General features: G+C 33.6%; 18 protein-coding genes. 9 read left to right on the top strand and 9 right to left on the bottom strand.

Going from position 1 to position 20,885, the window contains the following annotated elements; translation table 11 throughout:
• The first annotated feature begins 60 nt into the window (after positions 1 to 60).
• Entirely contained in the window at positions 61 to 1,059 is a 999-nt protein-coding gene (locus IRZ99_RS05065; protein ID WP_194656241.1) for a TlpA disulfide reductase family protein, read from the top strand.
• A 209-nt stretch (positions 1,060 to 1,268) separates the two neighbouring features.
• The gene (locus IRZ99_RS05060) at positions 1,269 to 1,616 is read left to right on the top strand and encodes a toxin-antitoxin system YwqK family antitoxin (protein ID WP_194656240.1); all 348 of its coding nucleotides are present in this window, start codon (positions 1,269 to 1,271) and stop codon (positions 1,614 to 1,616) included.
• 50 nt (positions 1,617 to 1,666) lie between these two features.
• Here IRZ99_RS05060 and IRZ99_RS05055 read toward each other — a convergent pair whose 3' ends face one another.
• From IRZ99_RS05055 to IRZ99_RS05030, 6 genes are all read right to left on the bottom strand, one after another.
• A complete protein-coding gene (locus IRZ99_RS05055; protein WP_194656239.1) occupies positions 1,667 to 2,782 on the bottom strand; it encodes a PepSY domain-containing protein in 1,116 nt (371 codons plus the stop codon).
• 56 nt (positions 2,783 to 2,838) lie between these two features.
• Complete coding sequence (locus IRZ99_RS05050) at positions 2,839 to 4,398, bottom strand: PepSY domain-containing protein (protein WP_194656238.1); 1,560 nt, start codon at positions 4,396 to 4,398, stop codon at positions 2,839 to 2,841.
• A gap of 2 nt (positions 4,399 to 4,400) precedes the next feature.
• Positions 4,401 to 4,703: a hypothetical protein gene (locus IRZ99_RS05045; protein WP_194656237.1), complete on the bottom strand. Its 303-nt coding sequence runs from the start codon at positions 4,701 to 4,703 to the stop codon at positions 4,401 to 4,403.
• An 18-nt stretch (positions 4,704 to 4,721) separates the two neighbouring features.
• Positions 4,722 to 5,054, bottom strand: a complete 333-nt coding sequence (locus tag IRZ99_RS05040; RefSeq protein ID WP_194656236.1) for a hypothetical protein — start codon at positions 5,052 to 5,054, stop codon at positions 4,722 to 4,724.
• A 186-nt stretch (positions 5,055 to 5,240) separates the two neighbouring features.
• Complete coding sequence (gene odhB / locus IRZ99_RS05035; RefSeq protein WP_194656235.1) at positions 5,241 to 6,482, bottom strand: 2-oxoglutarate dehydrogenase complex dihydrolipoyllysine-residue succinyltransferase; 1,242 nt, start codon at positions 6,480 to 6,482, stop codon at positions 5,241 to 5,243.
• Between the two features lie 77 nt (positions 6,483 to 6,559).
• Entirely contained in the window at positions 6,560 to 9,334 is a 2,775-nt protein-coding gene (locus IRZ99_RS05030; RefSeq protein ID WP_194656234.1) for a 2-oxoglutarate dehydrogenase E1 component, read from the bottom strand.
• 116 nt (positions 9,335 to 9,450) lie between these two features.
• Here IRZ99_RS05030 and IRZ99_RS05025 point away from each other — a divergent pair, with 116 nt between their 5' ends.
• On the top strand, positions 9,451 to 10,002 hold the full coding sequence (locus tag IRZ99_RS05025) for a hypothetical protein (protein WP_194656233.1): 552 nt from the start codon (positions 9,451 to 9,453) through the stop codon (positions 10,000 to 10,002).
• A 55-nt stretch (positions 10,003 to 10,057) separates the two neighbouring features.
• Complete coding sequence (locus tag IRZ99_RS05020) at positions 10,058 to 10,459, top strand: hypothetical protein (RefSeq protein WP_194656232.1); 402 nt, start codon at positions 10,058 to 10,060, stop codon at positions 10,457 to 10,459.
• 39 nt (positions 10,460 to 10,498) lie between these two features.
• Here IRZ99_RS05020 and IRZ99_RS05015 read toward each other — a convergent pair whose 3' ends face one another.
• Together IRZ99_RS05015 and IRZ99_RS05010 are read right to left on the bottom strand one after the other, a co-directional pair.
• A complete protein-coding gene (locus IRZ99_RS05015; protein ID WP_194656231.1) occupies positions 10,499 to 10,852 on the bottom strand; it encodes a hypothetical protein in 354 nt (117 codons plus the stop codon).
• 107 nt (positions 10,853 to 10,959) lie between these two features.
• Complete coding sequence (locus tag IRZ99_RS05010; RefSeq protein WP_194656230.1) at positions 10,960 to 11,934, bottom strand: polyprenyl synthetase family protein; 975 nt, start codon at positions 11,932 to 11,934, stop codon at positions 10,960 to 10,962.
• 267 nt (positions 11,935 to 12,201) lie between these two features.
• Between IRZ99_RS05010 and IRZ99_RS05005 the strand changes: the two genes are divergently transcribed.
• From IRZ99_RS05005 to IRZ99_RS04985, 5 genes are all read left to right on the top strand, one after another.
• Entirely contained in the window at positions 12,202 to 12,723 is a 522-nt protein-coding gene (locus IRZ99_RS05005; protein ID WP_072970212.1) for a YceI family protein, read from the top strand.
• Between the two features lie 106 nt (positions 12,724 to 12,829).
• Positions 12,830 to 13,429, top strand: coding sequence for a TetR/AcrR family transcriptional regulator (locus tag IRZ99_RS05000; RefSeq protein ID WP_194656229.1), 600 nt, complete (start codon positions 12,830 to 12,832; stop codon positions 13,427 to 13,429).
• Between the two features lie 13 nt (positions 13,430 to 13,442).
• Positions 13,443 to 14,777 (top strand): TolC family protein, encoded by a 1,335-nt coding sequence (locus tag IRZ99_RS04995; protein WP_194656228.1) that lies wholly within the window; start codon positions 13,443 to 13,445, stop codon positions 14,775 to 14,777.
• 9 nt (positions 14,778 to 14,786) lie between these two features.
• Positions 14,787 to 15,854 carry an efflux RND transporter periplasmic adaptor subunit gene (locus tag IRZ99_RS04990; protein ID WP_194656227.1) on the top strand — a complete coding sequence of 356 codons (1,068 nt, stop codon included), beginning with the start codon at positions 14,787 to 14,789 and terminating at the stop codon, positions 15,852 to 15,854.
• An 89-nt stretch (positions 15,855 to 15,943) separates the two neighbouring features.
• Entirely contained in the window at positions 15,944 to 19,120 is a 3,177-nt protein-coding gene (locus IRZ99_RS04985; protein ID WP_194656226.1) for an efflux RND transporter permease subunit, read from the top strand.
• Between the two features lie 118 nt (positions 19,121 to 19,238).
• Here IRZ99_RS04985 and IRZ99_RS04980 read toward each other — a convergent pair whose 3' ends face one another.
• On the bottom strand, positions 19,239 to 20,750 hold the full coding sequence (locus IRZ99_RS04980) for a T9SS type A sorting domain-containing protein (RefSeq protein WP_194656225.1): 1,512 nt from the start codon (positions 20,748 to 20,750) through the stop codon (positions 19,239 to 19,241).
• Between the last annotated feature and the right edge of the window lie 135 nt (positions 20,751 to 20,885).

Below are 20,885 nucleotides of genomic sequence, written 5' to 3'. Positions count from 1 at the left end.
TAAAATTAGGACTAGTAATTTCTTTAGATTTGGAATACTAAAAACAAACTTTAAATACCTATGAAGAAACTTTTTATTGCCGGTCTTGTCCTTTTCAGTACATTAAATGTTGTTGGACAATCTAAAAAATATGTCACTTTTGAAGCCAATATTGCCAATAGAAATGGTGATGTTATTAAGATTATCAATAATGGAAAAATTGTAAAAACAATTAATGTTAATGCAAAAGGCATTTTTAAAGATACTTTGATTGTTGATGGAGGAAGGAGCCGTTTGTCAGATGGAGTTGAATCGACGGAATTATTTTTGAAAAACGGATATGATATCAAATTGAAAATGGATGCCAAGCAATTTGATGAGTCCATTGTGTATACCGGTAAAGGAAGTTTAGAAAACAATATTTTGGCACAACGTATTTTAGCCGATGAAAAATTATATAATGACTCAGTTTTAACATTAGATGATGCTTCTTTCAATAAATTGGTTGAAGAAAAAAAGACTGCTGATCTGGCTCGATTAAATAATAAAAAATTAGATCCTGAATTTGTAAAAATTGAAACTGAAAATGGTGTTCGTGCGGTAGCTGAAATTGCAGAATATCGCAAACAAGCACAGGAAATGGCAAAAATGAACAATACGCCATCACCAGATTTTGATTATGAGAACCATAAAGGAGGAAAAACCAAACTTTCAGATTTAAAAGGAAAATATGTTTACATTGATCTTTGGGCAACATGGTGTGGACCTTGTAGAGCAGAGATTCCTTTTCTTCAAAAAGTTGAAGAAAAATATCATGGGAAAAATATTGAATTTGTAAGCGTTTCTGTTGATACTCCAAAAGATCATGATAAATGGCAAAAATTTGTAACGGACAAGCAACTTGGAGGTATTCAGCTTTTCTCAGATAATGAATGGAAATCTGCTTTTGTAACCAGTTATAATGTAACAGGAATTCCCAGATTTATTTTGATAGATCCAAAAGGTAACATTGTGGACGCTAATGCGGCAAGACCTTCATCTCCAGAACTTCAAACACAATTAGACACATTATTGAACTAATTTTTGTATGAAATTATAACGATATAGTAATTTTATAATTTTTATAAAATCCCAGTAAAACCAATGCTTCGGCGTTGGTTTTTTTGTTTTTAGGAAATCTCCAATGTTAAGTTTTTATTCAATGTTACCAAATTGTTAAGTAAAAGTTTGTTTAATGTAAACTATTAACTATATTTGATAACGATTTGATAACATTAATACCTAAAGATATGAAAAAATGTGTGATTTTAGTTGCAATGATGTTCTCTGGAATTTTAGTTGCACAAGAGGTAAAACCAGAATTAGAAGCTGTTGGAAATAAAGTAAAAGCTACTTATTACCATGAAAATGGTAAAGTACAACAAGAAGGTTTCTTTAAGGACGGTAAACTGGATGGCGTTTGGGTATCTTATGATAATAAAGGTAATAAAATTGCCGTGGGAGAATATACAGACGGATTGAAAACTGGGAAATGGATTTTCTTTAATGAAAATACTTTAAGCGAAGTTGCTTATGAAAATAGCAAAGTCAGCTCAGTTAAAAACTTACAGAAAAATGCTTTAGCTGATAGAAACTAAAGTAATTTCTAAGATACATTTAAAGAACCGCTTTTTATAAGCGGTTTTTTTTATGCCTTTAATTTTTTGCAGCTTTTTTTTCTTCTTCCATACCAGATTATAAAACCGGATACAGGAAGAGCTGCCGCAATTAAACTTACTATAAAAGCAATAATTTTTCCGGGTAAATTCAGAATTTGTCCTGTATGGATTCCGTAATTCATTTCGACAACCTGGAGTCCTAAACTTTTTTGATCATATGGATCACTCTGAAGCAGTTTTCCGTCAAGCGGATGGAAATAGTAATTGCTTTGGTGGTCGTATCTTAAAGTGTGAGGATAAGCTCCAGTACTAATTATGTCCCCTTTTTTCTGCGGAAGCAAAACAAAAAACATTTCGGCTTTTGGTTGCAATTTTGCAGTTTCAATAAAAGCACGATCAACTGCAGTTATACTATTTGTTTTAAATTTTGTAGTGTCAATTACTGGTGATTTGGTTTCTTCAGCTTTGTCTCCGCCAAAATTGAATGTTTTATAAATGCCATCACCAACCCATTCGTAGGTAAAGGTTAAACCTGTTATGGCAAGAATAAGTGCAATAAGCGAAATGTAAAAACCAGAAGTATTATGCCAGTCGTAGTTTACACGACGCCATTTTGCGGACCATTTAACGGTGAAACTTCTTTTGATATCATATTTTCGTTTGGGCCACCATTGAATAATTCCGGAGATTAATAATAAAATAAAGATGATGGTTGCTCCACCAATAATATGTTTTCCAATATAATCGGGCAGGAGTAAATACAAATGAATGTATTCAACAATAATAAAAAAGTCAGTTTTTGGATTTTCGGTTTTTAAATATTTTCCTGTATATGGATTGAAATACAGGTACAAATTTTCAGTATCAGAGTACGTATAGACAATCGCAGACCGATTTATTCCGTAATACGAAACCATACTTGCTGTATTTTCAGGAAGTATTTCTTTTGCCTTTTGCTGTAAAACAGAAGGCATCAAAAAAGATTTGTTCTGAGGTTCAACAAATCGCCATTCTTTTCTTGTAATATCTTTTATTTCATCATGAAAGCAAAAGATACAACCGGTAACACTTATTATAAAAACAATAAGCCCGGAAATTAATCCGAGCCATTTATGTAGAAAACGTATTTGTTTTTTGAAACCCATTTTTGAATAAAAGCGTAAAAGTATGCGCTAAATCAATTAAGGGCAAATTATTTTACTTATTTTTCAATAAGTACTTCTTTTTTTGGTTTTAAATGATAAGCCACGTAAAACGATATTGAAGCCAGAACAATCCAGAAAACATCAATAAAGAAAACCTGAATTTTGTTTTCCATAAAAGAAGTCCAGAACCAATTTCCTGAAACGATTCCGTTTGTAATCGGGATTAAGAAACCTAATATGCTGCCGGAAATCAGGCAAAATTTATTGGTAAAGGCATCATTCTTTTTAAGTATAAAAAAGAATGTCAGGATTAACCATCCCACAAAATAAACAGTATAAAGATTATTCTGAGTTAATGGGTAAAATATTTTGGTAACGATAAAAGCAAGCGCGGTGATTGGATACATGCTCAAACAGATAGCCAAATAAACACGAACTACACCTGCATTGAAACGTCTTTTCTTTTCTGGCATATTGTTTTTTTGTCTTGCCACTAACCAAATCATAACACCTGAAATGATCACAAAACAAGTAATAATTCCTAAAATGAAGCTGACTATTTTTAGAGCATAACCGCCATAATCACCAAAATGAATTTTGTACAAAACATTTTTCACAACATCCAGATAATTGTTATCAGTTACTGGATTTTTCTTTGCAATTTCTTTTCCATCGGCAATTCGGTAAACTACTTTTCCAATTCCGGTAAATTTTTTGTGGTTTGGTATTTCACCTTCCACTAAAACATGCATGTTAGCATCGCCGTAATTTTGAATGAAAACACGTGTAATTTCAAAATCAGACCAATTGCTTTTTGCTTTTGCAACGAGTTGATCAATGTTAAAAGGATTGGCTAGTTTTTTATTTTCAAATTTATAATCAGGATCGTTGTATTCTAATTCTTTATATAATTTATCCTGATCTCCTTTATATAATGCCATTACAGCGGGAGCCACGATTAGAAGTTTAATCATAAAAAAAGCTCCGGTCACAGCATAAACAAATTGAAAAGGTAATCCAATCATTCCTAAAGCGGTGTGAGCATCTGTCCACAATGTTTTTAATTTTTCTTTTGGACGGAAAACATAAAAGTTGGAAACAATTTTTTTCCAGTGTAATAAAACGCCGGTAACAATTGCAAATAAGAAAAATAAAGCTACAAATCCCGAAAGATAATAACCTACAGGATACGGAACTTGCGCCAGGAAATGCAATCTGTATAAAAACTCACCGAGCGAATATGATTCTTCGTAGGTAAAAGTTTTGAAGTTTTTAGTATCAAGATAAAAAAAGGAACCTTCTTTTTGTTTGGCTGGAGCCAAAGTATCTTTGGTACCTTCCATATAAATGGCAACCCTTCTTTCATTACTTGGTTTAGAAATGGTAATATTTCTTCCGTGCAATACATATTCTTTATCAAGCTTTTGCAAAGTTGCGTTGTAATCTAATTGAATTTCTTTAGTGATAGCGGTAGATTCACTTCTTTCCCAATTGATGATTTCATCTCTAAAAAAAGAAAAAGATCCTGCAAAGAAAATTACAAATAGCACAACACTAATAACGATTCCGCTAACGGTATGTGTATGAAAGTAGATATTATAATTACGATTGCTCATGCTTATTGTGCCGTTGGATTATAGGTTTGACCCAAGTAAATGAAAAGAGAAAAAACTAGCGTTAGAAGAATATAAATACCCCAAATCTTCCACCCGCTTTTTGCAAGAAAAGCGACAACCATTAAAGCAACCCAAAGGATAAAGCCACTAAAAGCCATCGTCATTAATATGTTTGCACGATTAAACCATGAAGCGAGTGCTAAATGAAAAGTAACAGAGACAAAATAGCCTCCTAGAATCGCAGCAGTAATTTTGGCAAAACGTTGCCATTTAGATTGGGTTAAATATTTTGGATTTGCTGGCATAGAGAGCTTAAGAATAATTTAGTAATAGTAAAATTCTAATAAGGCAATAATTATAAATAACAATAAAAGAGCAATGCTATTTACTTTTTTTAGAGGTTTTAATATAATAATCAAACTACCAATAGTCATTAGCTGAATAAAAAACATGAAAGTACCGCAACACAATGATTGTGTAAAAAGCCAAACGGAATAAGCAGATAAAAGAAGCAAGAGTCCCGTGATTTTAGTTTGCCTTGGATTCTTTTGCATCCATTTTTCAAAACCTAAATCATATGATAAAGCCGCTCTTTTTGACGTGTAATACAAAGTATAAAAAGCTAAAAAAACGATAAGACTTGCAATTGTTATCATGATTAAAAATTTAAAACGTGTGACTATTATTTAGAATAAATTTTAATAGTGCAAATCTAAGTTAAGAATCTAAACAAAACAAGTTATTTTTATTTATTCTAAGTAAGTTTTCTTGAATTTGGGTATAAAAAAACCTACTCATAATTTGAGCAGGTTTTTTTATATAAATTGAAAATTATTTGAAAATTACAATTCTAAAGCACGTTTAGCATCGCCGTTCATCAATAATTCTACTGGATTTTCTAAAGCTTCTTTTACAGCAACCAAGAAACCAACAGACTCACGTCCGTCAATAATTCTATGATCGTAAGAAAGTGCAACATACATCATTGGGTGAATTTCAACTTTACCGTTTACAGCGATTGGACGCTCGATAATGTTGTGCATTCCTAAAATTCCTGATTGAGGAGGGTTGATGATTGGAGTACTCAACATACTTCCAAAAACTCCACCGTTTGTAATAGTGAAAGTTCCACCAGTCATATCGTCAACAGTAATTTGACCGTCACGAGCTCTTAAAGCTAATCTTTTAATTTCAGCTTCAATTCCACGGAAAGTTAATAATTCAGCGTTACGAACAACAGGAACCATTAATCCTTTTGGTCCTGAAACTGCGATAGAGATATCAGCAAAATCGTAAGCGATTTTGTAATCACCATCCATCATTGAGTTAACATCTGGGTATAATTCTAAAGCTCTTGTAACTGCTTTTGTAAAGAATGACATGAAACCTAAACCTAAACCACCATGTTTCGCTTTGAATGCATCTTTGTATTCATTACGAATTTGGTTGATTGGTGTCATGTTAACTTCATTGAAAGTAGTCAACATTGCTGTTTCGTTTTTAGCAGCAACTAATCTCTCCGCTACTTTACGACGTAACATCGATAATTTTGTACGCTCAGATCCACGGCTTCCTCCTGTTGGAGTTCCCATAGAAGGTACTGCGTTTACAGCGTCGTCTTTTGTGATTCTTCCACCTTTACCAGTTCCTGAAACTGTTGCTGGTGCTATATTTTTTTCGTCTAATATTTTTCTTGCTGCAGGAGATGGAGTTCCAGCTGCATAACTTGTTGCTGCTGCCGGTGCCGGAGCTGCTTTTGGAGCTTCAGCTTTTACTTCTGCCTTTGGAGCCTCAGCTTTTGGAGCTTCAGCCGCAGGAGCTGCTGGAGCGTCCCCCGCAGGTTTTGCTGCATCTGTGTCAATTAAACAAACTACAGCGCCTACTGCTACTGTATCACCTTCTTCAGCTTTAAGCGTAATGATACCGCTCATTTCAGCAGGTAATTCAAGAGTAGCTTTATCTGAATCTACTTCAGCAATAGCCTGATCTTTCTCTACATAATCTCCGTCTTTTACTAACCAAGTTGCAATTTCAACTTCTTTTATTGATTCCCCTGGTGATGGGACTTTCATTTCTAAAATCATCTTATTTTTTGTTTAAGGTTTTTATGGTTTCAGGTTTCAAGTTGTTACACTTAAAACCTGAAACTTGAAACATTTTTTTATCTGAATAAATCTTTATCGAAAACCATTCTAATCGCATCTGCATGACGACGTTTAGCTCTTGTGTAACTTCCTGATGCCGGAGCAGCATAAGCTTTTAATGAAGCTAATCTCCATTTTACAAGATCGAAGTTCATTAACATAAAGCTGTAAGCTCCCATGTTTTTAGGCTCTTCTTGTGCCCAAACATAATCATCAGCATTTGGGTATTTAGCAATAATTTCTTTTAATTGTTCCACTGGTAAAGGGAATAATTGCTCGATACGAACAACTGCAACATCATTTCTTCCGTTGTTTTCTCTTTCAGCAACAATGTCATAGTAGAATTTACCTGTAACAAAAACTAAAGTTTTTACTGCTTTTTTATCTACTGTATTATCGTCAATAGTTTCCTGGAAACTTCCTGTTGCTAATTCTTCTACTGTAGAAACGCATCTTGGGTCACGCAATAAACTTTTTGGAGAGAAAACTACCAAAGGTTTACGGAAATTTGTTTTCATTTGTCTTCTCAACAAGTGGAAGAAGTTAGCTGGCGTTGTACAATCTGCAACGTACATATTTTGTCTCGCACAAAGTTGTAAGTAACGTTCCATTCTTGCAGAAGAGTGTTCTGCACCTTGTCCTTCATATCCGTGAGGTAGTAATAAAACAATACCATTTTGGTTGTTCCATTTGTCTTCACCACATGAAATATATTGGTCAATCATAATTTGAGCTCCATTAGAGAAATCTCCAAATTGTGCTTCCCAAATCGTTAATGCATTTGGATTAGCTAGTGCATATCCATAATCAAAACCAAGAACGCCGTACTCAGATAAAAGAGAGTTGAAAGCACCGAATTTTCCTTTTTTGTTTTCGATAGCATCTAATAGAATTACTTCTTCTTCAGAATCTTCCACTTTAACTACTGCATGACGGTGAGAGAAAGTACCACGCTCTACGTCCTGACCTGAAATACGAACATCAAATCCTTCTGTCAAAAGAGAACCGTAAGCTAATGCTTCAGCTGTTCCCCAGTCAATAGTATTGTTGTCGTATCCTGCTTTTCTATCCGTAACAATTTTGGTTATTTTGTTGATGAATTTCTTGTCAGACGGTAAAGTTGAGATTGTATTGATGATAGAATCCAATCCTTTTTTGTCAAAAGTAGTGTCTACTTTTTGAAGCATTTGTGTATCCGTTACCTGAACAAATCCATCCCATTCGTTTTTCATGAATGGTGTTATAATTGTCAAATCTTTTTTACGGGAAGCTTCTAAATTCTCTTCCATATTAGATTTGTATTCTTTTTCTAAAGCATTTACATAAGAAGCATCGATTACGCCGTCAGACAATAATTTCTCAGCATAAATATCTCTTGGATTTTTATGTTTTGCGATGATTTTATATAAAACAGGCTGAGTGAAACGAGGTTCGTCACCTTCGTTATGACCGTATTTTCTGTATCCTAACAAATCGATAAATACGTCACGTCCAAATTGCATTCTGTAGTCTAATGCAAAAGATACTGCGTGTACCACAGCTTCAGCATCATCAGCATTTACGTGTAATACTGGAGATAATGTTACTTTGGCAACGTCTGTACAATAAGTAGAAGAACGAGCGTCTAAATAGTTTGTAGTAAAACCAACCTGGTTATTAATTACAATGTGGATTGTTCCTCCAGTTTTGTAACCGTCAAGCTGAGCCATCTGAATGATTTCATATAAGATACCTTGTCCTGCAATTGCAGCATCTCCGTGAACGGCGATAGGTAATACTTTAGAGAAATCGTCAGCATAATATTTATCTTGTTTTGCTCTTGTAATTCCTTCAATTACAGCTCCAACCGTTTCTAAGTGTGAAGGGTTTGGTGCTAAATTGATATTAATGCTTTTTCCTGATCTTGTTTTTTTGTCAGCCGTAAGACCTAAGTGGTATTTTACGTCACCATCAAAATATTCCTGATCGTAATCTTTACCGTCAAACTCACCAAAAATATCCTGAGTAGATTTTCCGAAGATGTTTGCCAAAACGTTCAAACGACCACGGTGTGCCATTCCCATTACGAATTGTTCAACACCTTTTTCAGCAGCTTGCTCGATCAAAGCATCTAAAGCTGGAATAATAGATTCTCCACCTTCTAGTGAAAAACGTTTTTGTCCAACATATTTAGTGTGTAAGAAGTTCTCGAAAGAAACTGCTTCGTTTAATTTATTTAAGATGGTTTTCTTTTCTTCTGTAGAAAAATTAGGCTGGTTAACATTAACTGCTAATTTATCCTGAATCCATTTTACAACACCAGGATTTCTGATGTACATATATTCAATTCCAATATGTTGGCAGTAAATCGATTTAAGACGCGTTACGATATCCTGTAAAGTAGAAGGTCCAACTCCGATAGTCTTAGCCGCATCAAAAACTGTTGAAAGATCAGCAGTTGTTAATCCGAAATTCTCAATGTCTAAAGTTGGAGATGAAGTTCTACGATCACGCACCGGATTTGTTTTTGTGAACAAATGCCCGCGCGTACGGTAACCATCGATTAATTTTAATACGTTGAATTCTTTTTGAAGTTTTTCTGAAACTTTGCTGTAATCTGTGTTGTCGCTAGTCACATATTCAACAATCTGCTGAACCGGATTTTCGTCATTATAAGTTGTTTGTCCAAAGTCGAAACCTTGAAAAAAACTTCTCCAGCTAGGCTCAACGCTGTCTGGGTTAACTAAATATTGATCGTATAATTGTGCGAAAAACTCTGTATGCGCTGCATTTAAAAATGAAAACCTATCCATAATATTAGTGAATATACTTTTTGTTAAATAGAATGGCAAAAGTACAACAATCACATTTATTTAAATCTTTTTTTTACGTACTTTTACGTAAAAATTTGTTAAAAATAGATCTAACTATGAAGAAAAATCAAATTTCAATCGTTTTCAAATCTTTTTTTGTGATTATGACAGTCTTTTTTTCTAGTTATGCAAGTGCCCAGCAAAACTATGTTATAAACAACCACAATGATTTTTGGGATAAAGTTCAGTTCGGAGGTGGATTAGGTCTTGGATTTGGATCTGGATATACCGATATTTCTGTAATGCCAAGTGCAATTTATAATGTTAATGAGATTGTATCTCTGGGTGTTGGATTGCAATTTGGTTATTTATATCAAAAGAATTATTATGAATCTTTTGTGTACGGAGCAAGTTTTCTAACCTATGTAAATCCAATTCCGCAACTTCAACTCTCTGCCGAATTAGAGCAGGTGAGAGTCAATGCAGAATATGAAGCAAGCTATAATTTCCCTGCTTATTCTGATGATTTTTGGAACACCGCCTTGTATCTTGGTGCTGGTTACAGAACTGGAAATGTAACGATTGGTGCTCGCTACGATGTTTTGTATAATCCGAATAAAAGTCTTTACGGTTCTGGATTTATGCCTTTTGTGAGAGCGTATTTTTAAGAGGGGCTAAGGTTCTGAGGAGCTAAGTTGCTAAGGTTTTAATAATAAAAATACCATGAATCAGGTTTTATATTCGAATATAGTTTTAAATTATTTAAAAGATAATCATTCTGAATTTTTAGAAAATATTGATTTTAAAGAAGATCATTCGTTCGACTGTTCCATCAAAAGTATAAGTGGGAGTAGATCTTTATGGATTGCGACTTATAATTTGGAATTAACACTTGGTTTTGAAAACCATGAAAGTAAATGTGATTGGCATATTCATATCGGTGCATCTGCAGGGAATAATTTACTTGAAGAATTAAATAAATTAACAGAAGAAATTGATGGAATTTTAAATAACCAGAAAATGTTTGTTTTGGAAGAAGATATGTATCTTCCAATTCACGGAAATGACGAAGAAGATATAAAACACAAAGGAAATGTTAAGTTTTTTAACTGGAGTAAGATTTAATCTAAAAAAAACCTTAGCATCTCAGTAACTTAGAACCTTCTACTTAAAATTCTTCCGAAACCAAACCTTCTGCCATTCTCTTTTTAAAATCAAAAATGAAACCTGTTCGGCAAGAATCACCAAATCTGAACCGTCTAGTTTTTTTATTTCGATTTCAGAAACATCTATAATGTAAAGGAGGTTCAAATATTCAGCGAATTTGTACTGAATCATTCGATAGATTTTTTCGTGTAGCTGAATTTTTAATTCGTCTGGAGAAATACTTAACGGAAAATCGATTCCTTCATTGGCTAAATTAAAATCCTTGTTGATTTGTTCGATCAGGTTGAGATATAAAGTCTCTGCCTGAGCTTCTGCTAATAAGGACTCGGTATTTATTGGTGCTACAAACATATTTTTATCAATTTCAAATTTCAAAATCCAATGGCAATGTCAATTTCAATATTATTGCGACATCTGTTTAAAATTGATTTTTGCAATTGCTATTGTTATTGATTTTTTTAAACCTTACGTCCCATTAGATTTTCACCGAAAGTTCTCAAAATACTTTTCTTTTCGGCATTAATATCCATTTTTTCTAAAGTTTCAAAAGCTTTAAAAGTGTACATTTCTATCGCTTCCTGAGTCGCTTTTGAAGCTCCTGATGCATTAAAAATCGCTTTCGCAGTTTCTATTTTTTCTAAATTATCTTCTAATTGTAATTCGAATAACTGTCGTAATTCTGCTGCTTTTTCTTTAGATGAAAATTCAAGAGCTTTTAGATATAAATACGTTTTTTTGTTTTCGATAATATCTCCCCCAACTTGTTTTCCAAAGGTTTCCGGATCTCCGAAAGCATCTAAATAATCATCTTGTAACTGAAATGCCAATCCAAGATTAAGTCCAAAATCATAAATTAAATCAGCTTCTTTTTCAGAAGTTTTCGCTACAATAGCACCCATTTTCATGGCTGCAGCAACTAAAACAGCTGTTTTATATTCGATCATTTTCAGGTATTCCGAAATGGTTACATTGTTTCTTTCTTCAAAATCAACATCCCATTGTTGTCCTTCGCAAACTTCAAGGGCTGTTTTGCTGAATAATTTTGCTAAATCCCTAAAAACAGTTGGTTCGTATTGTTCGAAATACTGATAAGCCAGAATTAACATTGCATCGCCGGAAAGAATTCCAGTATTGATATTCCATTTTTCATGAACAGTTACTTGCCCTCTTCGTAAAGGTGCATCATCCATAATGTCATCATGAACCAACGAGAAATTATGGAAAACTTCAACTGCCATCGCTGCCGGAAGGGCTATTTTATAATCGGCATCAAAAACTTCTGCAGCCATTAAAGTTAGTACCGGACGCATTCGTTTTCCGCCAAGCCCTAAAATATAGGTAATAGGTTCGTAAAGATTTTTGGGCTCTTTGTCTATGCTTTGGTTTTCTAAATAACTAATGAAAAATTCCTGGTACTGACTAATATCGTGCATAAAATGAAAATCTGTTTATCGAGGCTCAAAGATACAATTCAAATATGAAATATATTACCCTAAAATTTAAATGCTAACTAAGATTTAAAATCGGGTAACATTGAACTCATTTTTAATCTGTTAAATTATTTTTAAAAAAAACTTGGAAACTTATTTGGTGTTTAGAGTTTCCTGTCTATATTTGCAATCTCAAATGGAAACCCGGAACACTTAAAAAGTTTCCATTTTAAGTTTAGATGAGTTATAACTAAACAAAACCAAATAATTATGAAAACAACATGGACCTTAGATTCTAGCCAATCAGATGTTTTGATTAAAATGAGACATTCGATTATTGCCTATTTAGGAGGAACTACAAATAAATTTGACGGTTACGTTAATATCGAAGACAATGAAATCGAAGATGCTTCGGTTGAATTTTCATTAGATGTTAATAATAAAAATGACAGTTTTCAGCATATCGATTCTCACATGCAATTGAATGATTTATTCAATGTAAACGAGCATCCGATTATCAGTTTCAAATCCACATCCTTTCAGAAGATTAATGATAATATCAATTTTTTCAAAGGTGATTTAACCATAAAAGATGTTACCAGAGTTGTAGAACTTGATGCAGAATTTATTGGTGTCAATTCATATAACGGACAGAAAAAAGTTGCTTTTGAAATTAAGGGAGATATTAAACGTCAGGACTTTGGTTTAGATTATAATGCATTTAACTTCAACGGTGGTTTAGCATTAGGAAAAGATATTAAACTTATTGCAAATCTGGAATTTAGTATATAAATCTTACATAATGAATAAATTAATGTAAAATTATTACAAATATAATGGAAACTATTTTTTCAATTTTAGTTTCCTAATTATATTTGTAATGCAATTTGAATTTAAAATGAAAGAGAAAATCATATCAAAAGCGAGTGAGTTGTTTTTAAAGCTCGGTTTTAAAAGCGTTACGATGGACGATATTGCAGGCGAAATGTGTATTTCTAAAAAAACGATTTACAAATATTTCTGTAATAAAGAAGTTTTGATTGAAGAAAGTACTTCAATGGTTCATAAACAGGTTCATGAAGTTATTGATACCATTGTTGCGAAAGATTATAATGCCATTCATGAGAACTTTGAAATTCGCGAAATGTTTCGCGATATGTTTAAAAACGCGACGGATACTTCGCCTCTTTATCAGTTGAAAAAGCATTATCCGGAAATCTATCAAAATGTAATGACACACGAAATCGATCAGTGTAATCATTACTTTAAAGACAATATCTTAAAAGGAATTAGCGAGAATTTATACAGAGCCGATTTGAATATTGATATTTATGTGAAGTTTTATTACACCCTGATTTTTCACATTAATGCAACTACGGTTTCTGAAAGAGAAGCACAAAAAATAGAATTAGAAGCTTTGGAATATCATACGAGAGCTATGGCAACCGAAAAGGGAATAATCGAATTAGAAAAACAACTTAAAAAATTTAGTACTTAATTAATCAATCTATATGAAACGAATAATTCTTATATTTTTGTGTTCAATTGGCTTGACTGCCAACGCACAAGTCAAAACCCTAACCTTAAAAGAGGCTCTTACATACGCGCTGCAAAACAAAGCGGATGCTAAAAAATCGAAACTACAGGTTGAAAATAGTGAGTATCAAATTCAGGAAATTCGCTCAAGAGCTTTACCGCAAATTTCTGGTAATGCAAGTTTAACCTATAATCCAATTCTGCAAACTAGTGTAATCGATGGAGGATCTTTTGGTCAGCCGGGAACTGCTATTCAGGCTACTTTTGGTCAAAAATGGACTTCTGGTGCGGGAATTTCTTTAAGTCAGGCGTTGTTTGATCAATCTGTTTTTACAGGTTTGAGAGCTGCTAAATCTACTCGTGAGTTTTATCAAATAAATGACGAATTAACAGAAGAACAAGTTATTGAAAGGGTAGCGAATAATTATTATGCTGTTTACGTACAACGTGAAAGATTAATTTTACTAGATAGCAATTACGTTAATACTACTAAAGTTCGCAATATTGTACAGGGGCAATTTGACAATGGTCTGGCTAAAAAAATTGATTTAGATCGTATTATTGTTAAAATGTCTAACATTGATACAGAGCGTCAACAAATTAAAAATCAAATTACTTTACAGGAAAATGCGTTGAAGTTTTATATGGGAATGCCTATAGAAGCTCAAATCGAGATCCCAAAAGAAGAATTTGAAGTGGTTCCTGCTGCCTTAACGGAAGTTCCTAATGTTGAGAACAGAACGGAATATTTGCTTTTGAAAAAACAAGAAGAATTATTAGTGTTTAATAAGAAAGCTACTGAAGCATTATATTACCCAACATTAAACCTGGTTGCGGGTTATAATTATTTAGGGCAGGGTCCTGAAATGCCTCTTTTTGGAAAACCAAGAGATGGTGTTTATTGGTCTGATTATTCTTCTATTGGATTGAATTTACATGTGCCAATCTTTACAGGTTTCGGAACTCGTGCTAAAGTAAGACAAGCAGATGTTGAAATCAGATCACTTCAGGAAGATATTAAAGACACCAAACTTTCACTTGATTTAGATTACAGAAACGCAATGGCTCAAATTGAAAATAACCTTATCACGATTAACAATCAAAGGGAAAACATGCGTTTGGCTAAAGAAATCTTAAGCGATACGAAAAACAATTACCTTCAGGGATTAGCATCATTAACCGATTTATTGGATGCTGAAAACGAATCTCTTGAGGCTCAAAATAATTTTACAAGAGCAGTTTTAAATTACAAAATTGCTGAGATAACACTAATCAAATCAAAAGGCGAACTAAAAACTCTTATTAAATAACTAATTACAATGAAGAAAACTATTATAACAATCGTAATCATAATCGCAGCCTTAGGGGTGATTGGATATGTCTTAAATAATAATAAGAAGGAGAATAAAGCTAAAACTGATATCGTTGCCGAGAAAAATGCTGCGGTTTCAGTAAAAATTTCTCCGGTAAAAACAGAAGAAGTTTCGCTAGACTTCGTTGCAAACGGAAATTTCCAACCAATTCAACAGTTGACATTTTCTGCTGAGAAATCAGGAAAAGTAATCAGCGTTTTGGCAAAAGAAGGAGATTACGTAAAAGTAGGTCAAACTTTATTGACAATGAGAGGTGACGTTATCAATGTAAATGCACAACAAGCGCAGGCTGTATACGCAAATGCAAAATCAGATTATGCTAGATATGAAAATGCTTTTAAAACAGGTGGTGTTACAAAACAACAATTAGATCAGGCGAAATTGGCTTTAACAAATGCTCAATCTAACTTAACTCAGGCTAATATTAATGTTGGAGATACAAGAGTAAAAGCGCCAATCAGCGGATTTATCAATAAAAAATACATTGAGCCAGGATCTATCTTGACAGGAATGCCGGCAACTGCATTGTTTGATATCGTAAATGTTTCTAAATTAAAATTGGTAGTTACAGTAAACGAAAATCAGGTAGCAAGTTTAAAAGTTGGAAATACTATCAGTGTAACTGCTAGTGTTTACCCGGACAAAAATTTCTCTGGAAAAATCACTTTTATTGCTGCAAAAGCAGACGAAAGTTTAAACTTCCCTGTTGAAATTGAAATTGCAAACAATACAAATAACGACCTGAAAGCAGGTATGTATGGTACTGCAAATTTTGCTTCAAACCAACAAAAACAACAGTTAATGGTTGTACCTAGAAATGCATTCGTAGGAAGTGTAAGCAGCAACGAGATTTTTGTAGCTGAAAATGGTATTGCAAAATTGAAAAAAGTAACTGCTGGAAGAATTTTAGGAGATCAGGTAGAAATCATCAACGGATTATCTGATGGCGAAAAAGTAATTACTACCGGTCAAATTAACTTACAAGACGGTAATAAAGTAGAAATTATTAAGTAATTATAGGCTGTAAGCCGTAAGCAATAAGCTTTAAGCATTTTAAAAGCGTAAAGCCTGTTGCTTATAGCCTAAAGCATAAATAAAAAAATATGAAATTAGCCGAAATATCCATAAAACGTCCGTCGTTAGTAATTGTATTGTTTACAATTCTGACACTTGGTGGATTGTTCAGTTATAGCCAGTTAGGTTATGAGCTGATCCCTAAATTTGAGCAAAACGTTATTACAATTTCTACAATTTATCCTGGAGCTTCTCCAAGTGAGGTAGAAAACACTGTAACCAAGAAAATTGAGGATGCGATTGCATCCTTAGAAAATGTCAAGAAAATTGACTCGAAATCATACGAAAGTTTATCTATCGTTTCGATTACACTGACATCAAATGCAAAAGTCGATTTCTCATTAAATGACGCGCAACGAAAAATCAATGCAATCATTAGTGATTTACCAGATGATGCTGAAACACCTTCGTTAACCAAATTCTCGCTGAGTGATTTACCAATCATGACGCTTGGTGCCAACGGAAAAATGGACGAGGCGGAGTTTTATGACTTAATTGATAAAAAAATCGCCCCTATTTTGTCTCGTGTACAAGGTGTGGCGCAGGTAAATATTATTGGTGGTGAGGAACGTGAGATTCAGGTAAATCTTGATGCATTAAAAATGCAGGGTTACGGATTATCTATTCCTCAGGTGCAACAAAATATTTTGAGTTCAAACTTAGATTTCCCAACAGGAAACATCCAAACGAGAAATCAAAAAATATTAATTCGTTTAGCGGGTAAATATAAAAGTGTTGAAGAATTAAGAAATTTAGTAGTTTCTTCTCAAAACGGAATTCAGGTTCGTTTAAGTGATATTGCAGACGTTCAGGATACTCAAAAAGTAGCAGAGAAAATATCTCGTGTAGATCAAAAAAGTGCAATTGTTTTACAAATCGTTAAACAATCTGATGCAAATGCGGTTGCAGTAAGTGAGCAATTATTGAAAACAATTGCAACTCTTGAAAAAGATTATGAAAAAAATCATTTAAAATTAGAAGTTGCAAAAGACAGTACGATTTTTACTCTTGAAGCAGCAGATTCTGTTGTTCACGATTTATTAATCGCGGTAATTCTGGTAGCATTTGTAATGTTATTCTTCTTACACAGTATTAGAAACTCGTTGATTGTAATGGTTTCTATTCCTGCCTCTTTGATTGCAACATTTATTGGTATTTATTTAATGGGATATACATTAAACTTAATGAGTTTATTAGGACTATCTCTGGTGGTTGGTATTCTTGTGGATGATGCGATTGTGGTATTGGAAAATATCTACAGGCACATGGAAATGGGTAAAAGCCGAATTCGTGCATCATACGATGGTACTGCAGAAATTGGTGGAACCGTAACTTCGATTACCTTGGTAATTGTGGTGGTATTCTTGCCTATCGCGATGAGTTCTGGTTTGGTTTCTAATATTATCACACAATTCTGTGTTACGGTAATTATATCAACTTTATTATCACTTTTAGCTTCGTTTACTATTATTCCATGGTTATCATCTCGTTTTGGTAAATTAGAGCATATCGAAGGAAAGAATTTATTTGGAAGAATTATTCTTGGTTTCGAAAGTTATTTAACACGTTTTACTAACTGGGTTTCTGAATTATTAACTTGGTGTTTAGATCACTATGTTAAAACTATTTTAGTTGTATTAGTATTGTTCTTCGGATCAACAATAGGATTAATGGGTGGAGGTTTCATTGGAGGAGAGTTTTTCGCTTCTTCTGATAGTGGAGAGTTCCTGGTTCAAATCGAAATGCCGAAAGATGCTTCGTTAGAACAAACGAACTTCATGACGCAAAAGGCAGAAGCTTATTTGAAAGCTCAGGAATATGTTCACAGTCAGATTACAACAGTAGGACAAACTTCTGAAGGATTTGGTGCGTCGCAAGCTACAGCTTACAAAGCAGAGATTGACGTAAAAATGATCGAGCAAAAAGATCGTACAGATGATGCAAACGTATACGCTGCAAAAATCAAACGTAAACTTGAAAAAGTATTGGTTGGAGCAAAAGTAAAAACGGTTCCGGTTGGTATCTTAGGTACTGCTGAAGATGCAACTTTAGGATTAATTGTAACAGGTCCTTCAACAGAAGCGGCTATGGCATTTGCTAAAAAAGCCGAAGCAGAATTACGTACTATTCCTGGAACAACAGAGATCAAATTAACAGTTGAAGATGGTAACCCTGAGATTAACGTTAAGGTAGATCGCGATAAAATGGCAGCTTTAGGGTTGACATTACAAACAGTAGGTTTAACCATGCAAACTGCTTTTAGTGGAAATACTGACGGAAAATACAGAGCTGGTGAATACGAATATGATATCAACATCAGATATAATGCTTTTGATAGAAAAAGTATTACGGATGTTAGTAATTTGATTTTCATCAATGCAGCTGGTCAGCAAATTAAATTATCTCAGTTTGCAACCATTACAGAAGGTTCAGGACCTAGCCAGTTAGAGCGTAGAGATAAATCAGCATCGGTAACTGTAAAAGGACAAAACGTTGGGGTTCCTTCCGGAACAATTGTAACACAATGGCAGGCTAAGTTAGATAAACTTGAAAAACCAGCTGGTGTTAACTATATCTGGGGAGGTGACCAGGAGAACCAATCTGAAGGATTTGGTACTTTAGGAATCGCTTTATTAGCCGCTATTATTTTGGTTTATCTTGTAATGGTGAGTTTATATGACAGTTTCGTTCACCCATTCGTAGTATTATTTGCGATTCCGCTTTCGTTTATTGGTGCGATGTTGGCATTAGCTTTAACAAACAACTCATTAAACATCTTTACCATTTTAGGTATCATCATGTTGATTGGTCTGGTATGTAAGAATGCGATCATGCTTGTTGATTATACAAACCAAAGAAGAGCAGCTGGAGAATCAATCAGAACGGCATTAATTCAGGCAAATCACGCTCGTTTACGTCCGATTTTGATGACTACAATTGCGATGGTATTTGGTATGTTCCCAATTGCATTAGCATCTGGAGCTGGAGCGGAATGGAAAAACGGATTGGCTTGGGTAATTATCGGAGGATTAATTTCTTCTTTATTCCTAACCTTAATTGTGGTTCCGGTTATTTATAACATCATGGAGAAAATAATTGCTAAAGTTAGCAAAGGAGAAAAAATCGATTACGAAGCTGAAATGGTTGCTGATTATGAGCATACAGAATTAAGTGAGGACGGTTTTAATCCTAAACATACCCATTAATTTTGATTTAATTTTAGATTGAAAAAATCCCAAATTCCGAAAGGAGTTTGGGATTTTTTATTTGACTGAAGTTCCCAAATTTGGAATTTGGGATTCATTATTTGGAATTTAATTAGGTTTATTTCTTTACAATCTTAATTGTTTTAGTTTGACCTTCTGAAATAACTTTTAAGAAATAAAATCCTGATGCAACATTTGATAAATCAATTTCTGAATGTGTGTTGTTGATTTTTTTCTCTAGAATAGATTTTCCGGAAATAGAAATTATTTCGATTTTATCAATGTTTGAAGTATTGTCAACACTCAAAACATGCTGAATAGGATTTGGATAGTATTTAAAATTGGGTAAAACAAAATCGGGAGTCGAAAGATCGCCATTTAATTTTGCCGTTACAGCAAGACGTTCTCTGCTTTCAATTCCGTTTATGGTTTGCGAAGCGTAATAGGTCGTTCCGTCAACCAGAATTGTAGTTAATGGCAAAGTAGCTTCCAAAGCTGATTTACTCATTTTTCCAGCCGCAGCATTATCACTGCTATACCATTTTATATTTTGTCCTTCAACAACAAGATCTGCTAAAGTTTGTCCAGGTTTAAATTCAAGTGTTAATTCGTCTTTTCCGTCTATCAATGGTGGTGGTGGGTCTACAGTTACATCAATTACATACACACCACAGCCATTTGTATCCCTTACTGTTATTTTATAATTTCCATAATTAGGGACTTTAAAAACAGGATTAGACTGAAAATTAATTCCTTCTAAGGAATATTCATATTGGCCACTTCCTCCAATTGCTGTAATGGTTATTGTTAGATTTTCTACAAGAACATCTGCAATTAAAGGTGTAGGTTCCGTTATATAGGTCTGAAGTAATACTTTGCATCCAGTGGCATCGGTAATTTCGACAGTATAATTTCCCGCCTCTAAATTTGCGAAAACCATTGTCGATTGCTCACTTACTATCGGTGTTCCGGAAAGATCTTTAAGAGAATAAGTAAAAGGTAAATTTCCGCCAGATGTATTTATTGTAATAGATCCATCTTTCATTCCAGAACAAGTTACATCTTTTTTTAATACTTCTGCAATGATTGGTTGATAAGCAACAAGGGCAACCATCAGTGAATAGACACAGCCTAAAGCATCTTTTGTATTTATCATGTACATTCCCGGTTCTAAATTGGTAAATACATTAGCAGAGCTATAAGAGCCTCCATTAAATGCATATTGATAAGGAGATTTTCCTCCACTTCCCATAATAGTAACAGTTCCTTCGGGGTTTATACAAGAAATTCCTTCTGTAGTTATAAGAGAAATCAAATAAGAGTTTAAAATTAAATTAAAATAATTGGTTGTAATAGTCCCAAGATTATCAATTCGGGCATAAATGGTTTTAGAATTTTCAGTACTGATATAGCCCGAAGGATTTGCAATTGCATTTGTATTGTTGTTTGCTTCTTCAAGACTTAAATGATAACTAATTGAGGTTTCAGTGGGATTTAGATTGTCTAGTAATTCAGTTTTTCGAATTGTTAAGTCAAAATTAGTATCACCAGCACAGTGTTCAATATTGGTAACCTGGGCATAAAAAACAGTAGTAAAAAAGAAAAGAAAACAAAATAATGTTTTTTTCATAGTATTAGATTTGTTAAAATGGACTTAACAAATATATACAAAAAGCGATTCTACAATTGTATAAAGAATGATTTTCTCACAAAACAACTTCACATTAAATTTTCTTTAAACATGAAATCTTGAATTATAAAGTCT

This window comes from Flavobacterium sp. LC2016-12 (assembly GCF_015351595.1).
Classification (GTDB): Bacteria; Bacteroidota; Bacteroidia; order Flavobacteriales; family Flavobacteriaceae; genus Flavobacterium.
Note: the sequence above shows the minus strand (reverse complement) of the source record. Positions and strands in the feature narration are given on the sequence as shown.